Annotated in this window: 5 protein-coding genes; 2 read left to right on the top strand and 3 right to left on the bottom strand. The window is 36.1% G+C overall.

Annotation, left to right across the window (positions count from 1 at the left end; translation table 11 throughout):
- Positions 1–208, top strand: a 208-nt coding sequence (locus RRG12_RS42025) for an ATP-binding protein (RefSeq protein ID WP_420763215.1), incomplete at its 5' end; no start/stop codon positions are given.
- Positions 209–229: 21 nt separating this feature from the next.
- Positions 230–1,015, top strand: coding sequence for an FHA domain-containing protein (locus RRG12_RS42020; RefSeq protein ID WP_420759501.1), 786 nt, complete (start codon positions 230–232; stop codon positions 1,013–1,015).
- A gap of 29 nt (positions 1,016–1,044) precedes the next feature.
- Here RRG12_RS42020 and RRG12_RS42015 read toward each other — a convergent pair whose 3' ends face one another.
- From RRG12_RS42015 to RRG12_RS42005, 3 genes are all read right to left on the bottom strand, one after another.
- Positions 1,045–1,743 (bottom strand): zinc-dependent metalloprotease family protein, encoded by a 699-nt coding sequence (locus RRG12_RS42015; protein ID WP_069071295.1) that lies wholly within the window; start codon positions 1,741–1,743, stop codon positions 1,045–1,047.
- A gap of 7 nt (positions 1,744–1,750) precedes the next feature.
- Positions 1,751–3,148: a TerD family protein gene (locus RRG12_RS42010; RefSeq protein WP_420759502.1), complete on the bottom strand. Its 1,398-nt coding sequence runs from the start codon at positions 3,146–3,148 to the stop codon at positions 1,751–1,753.
- Between the two features lie 102 nt (positions 3,149–3,250).
- Positions 3,251–3,350, bottom strand: a 100-nt coding sequence (locus RRG12_RS42005; protein WP_420763216.1) for a TerD family protein, incomplete at its 5' end; no start/stop codon positions are given.

Raw genomic sequence — 3,350 nt, 5'->3', positions numbered from 1 at the left:
TACTAAACCTGTGGGACAAGGAACAGGATTGGGCTTATCAATTAGCTATCAGATTGTGGTGCAGAAACACTCTGGAATCCTGCGGTGTGAATCAGAATTGGGCAAAGGAAGCGAGTTTTTGATTGAGATTCCTTTACATCAGATAGGAAAATCGGTAAACTATAACGGATTTAAATTACCTACTACTTTGCAAGAGTCAAAAGTCTAGAAAAATTATTGACTAAAAACTATGCAAAATTTAAGTACATCCAATGCTATAGGGCTGAATTTAGAGCTTTTTCATGTCCAAAGCAACACTGCTTTTGAATTACCACCAAATATTGCGGTGTTTCATATCGGTAAACCCAACGACCAAATTCCACCAGATATTGATGTTTCCAACTTGCCAGATGCAGATGTAGTTTCTCGCATCCATGCACAGATTCAGAAGCACATAAATAATTATTTTATTGAAGACTTAGGAAGTTCTAATGGGACATTTGTAAATAACATTAGATTAAAACCTAGAACACCCTATCAAATAAATTTAGGAGATAGAATAGACCTTGGTCAAGAAGAAAAAGTCACATTTATATTCCAAGATCAGATACAATATCAGCAAAATCCTATCTCTTCTGCAAATACCACAACAATGCAGGCTCGAATTCCTCCGCAAAACAGACAAACTTCGGTAACTCAGACAACCAAATTTGTAGGCTTTGCTTTGATGGTTGCAGGTATGATAATTTTAACCGCAAATATTCGAGTTGGGATATTTTTTGGTATTCCTGGTTTATTGCTATGTATATCTGGTATTTTCGTCCTTTGTCAACAGCGAATAAACCCTAACTTAGGATGGATTTTGATGGCGTTAGGAATTGTAGTCATCGCTTTTACTGGTAATGTATTCGCGTCAGTCAATCTTTTAATTGTTTTGGCATCATCTGCTTTATTCTTCGCCGGATATCAACTTTCTAGTACTGGAAAAATCTTAAATTATGATTTGCGATCGCTCCAGTCTTTAATTAAAAAATAGTTTATTTTAACTAATTACGAAATTACGAATTATCTCAATCCTGCTTCTCTGCGAATTGCATTATTCATCGAGTTGATTTGCGATGCGTGAAATGATGGAGGCATTGAGCTATGAATGATATGATCAAGTCCATCATGCATTACATCTGTTGGTAGCGCAGAGTGATCCAGCCCTAATGTATGTCCAATCTCATGGGCAATCGTATTGGCAATTAAGTTAGACAATTGATTAACATGAAGACTGGCATTGTAAGACGCATATAATACTTGATCAATGCGGATGATAGCACGGTTTGTAACCATTCCTAATTTAAAAGTAGCTACTCCTAAATAGTCAACTGGCTGCTTATCAGCAAATATATAAACGTGAGTAAAGTTGTCTCCCCATTCCTTGGGTTCAGGTGGATCTGATGTCAAAAATACTTCAACGCTTCTAAAAGCACCGTAGAGCTTAGAAAAGGCATCGCTGAGAATACTATTGATTGCTTCGGTATTTTCCTCTTCGATATCCATTCCCGAAACGTCTACCCAGATGCAACGGCGAAACTCGCTATTTCTCTCTATAAGAATTTTTCCACAGCAAGGGCAAAACTCCCACTGAGGCTGAATGCGTGAACTACATCCCTGACAACGGAGTTTAGGGGGTCTAGTCAAATCTATGCGTTCCCAAATCGGGACTTTGAGCTTGCGATTGGGTCTAGTTAAATCCAGGCGATCGTAGAGAGACATTGATTTTTTATTGCAATAGATTCTTCGTTTTAGCCAATTTGACCCAGTTTGGATATTCAGTCATCAGTAAATCATAAAGCTCTTGATCTGGTATACTTTCTGGGTCTTCTAAACTGAAAAAATCTGAATTATCAAGATAGCGATCGCTCATTTCGTCAAGCCGCTCTAGAAAAGTAAAATCACTGGTCTTTGCTTTAGCTAGCCAACCTAAAATACCTTTACCTTTAACATCCTTGCGTGACTTGCCAATTGCCATAAATTGCCAAAAAATAGGCTCATACGAAGACTCTTTAAGATATTGTTCTGTTTGTGACTCATCAGAGGTTGCTCCATCCGTCACAAACATGATATAAACTGGATTAGCACTTTTTTGGTTACCTTTTTTAGAGATTGGAAAATAGAATTTTCTAATCATATCTATAGCTTTACCATAGTAAGTATCACCTTCTAGTGGATACTCTTTCAAGAGATTTGGAATAAAGGTTTTAAAATTTTCAATAGTCATTTCACCTGCGTTATAGGCTTTAGCTCCGAATAGAAATATATCAATGGAAGCGTTATCATCAAAACGACATCCTAAAGCTAGAATTTTTTCAGCAAACCGCTGAATTTTACCTAAAGTATAGAGCGCACTCATTGAGCCAGAGATATCAAGGCAAAGCACAACCTTAGCCTTATGATTCGTCAAATTTGCTTTTTGTAGTGATATATCTGCTTTTTTAACAAGATTGAAAATATGTGGTGCTTCTCGCTCAAGCTTTTTCTCTAACGATATATTTAGTTTCGTTTTACAGTTTTCTTGCACACTTTCTACTTTTGTAGATTCTTCCTGTTTAGTTTTGGTCACATATTTATCTACAAAACTTTGTAGTCCAGAACTATAGCCTTCTCCTACCGCTTGAAACCTCCATTCATTCTCTTTTTTATATAAGCGTCCAAATTCCAAAGCTGTCTCTTGAGAAAAAGCCTCTCTTAAATTGTACCGAGCCAGAGAATTTTTGTTTTCGTGGTTGTAAATCTTGATAAAGGCATTTTTGATTTGGCTAAAATTCTGATTTTTTTCTTGCCCTTCATGAATAGTGACAACAAAAACTATCTCTTGAATAGCTGGATTGACTTTTGCTAAATCAACATAAATTGTCTCATCATCTCCGTTATCTTCCCCAGTTCTATTATCTCCTGAGTGTCTTAAAGAACCATCGAGTGATTGAAGGTTATTATAGAAAACAAAATATTTATCATTGGGAATTTTCCCATCTGCACTTAACATAAACACAGAAGCATCAATATCATAGCTTTGCCCAGCTTGATTTACTTGCCAACCCAAGCCAATAGCTACTTTCTTTAAATTTGGAGCTTCCTTATAAAGATTAAACCTGCTACCTTTGGTTAATTCAATTTCCATCTCATATACATCCTATAAATTAAACTTTTTTAATTAATTTATGCAAAAAAAAGGGGGTAATAACAGTGAATACCCCCTTTGGATTAACTTTTGAGATATTTACTAAGCAGCATATTGGTCTACAAAACTTTGCAGCCCTGATTTATAACCAGCCCCAACAGCTTGGAATCTCCATTCTCCATCTTTTCGATAAAGTTTACCA

Source organism: Nostoc sp. CALU 546 (assembly GCF_048836525.1).
Note: the sequence above shows the minus strand (reverse complement) of the source record. Positions and strands in the feature narration are given on the sequence as shown.

Excerpts from the sequence above, each read along its gene's own strand:
- RRG12_RS42020 (WP_420759501.1), top strand. The coding sequence starts at position 230 with ATGCAAAATTTAAGTACATCCAATGCTATAGGGCTGAATTTAGAGCTT.
- RRG12_RS42010 (WP_420759502.1), bottom strand. The coding sequence starts at position 3,148 with ATGGAAATTGAATTAACCAAAGGTAGCAGGTTTAATCTTTATAAGGAA.
- RRG12_RS42015 (WP_069071295.1), bottom strand. The coding sequence starts at position 1,743 with ATGTCTCTCTACGATCGCCTGGATTTAACTAGACCCAATCGCAAGCTC.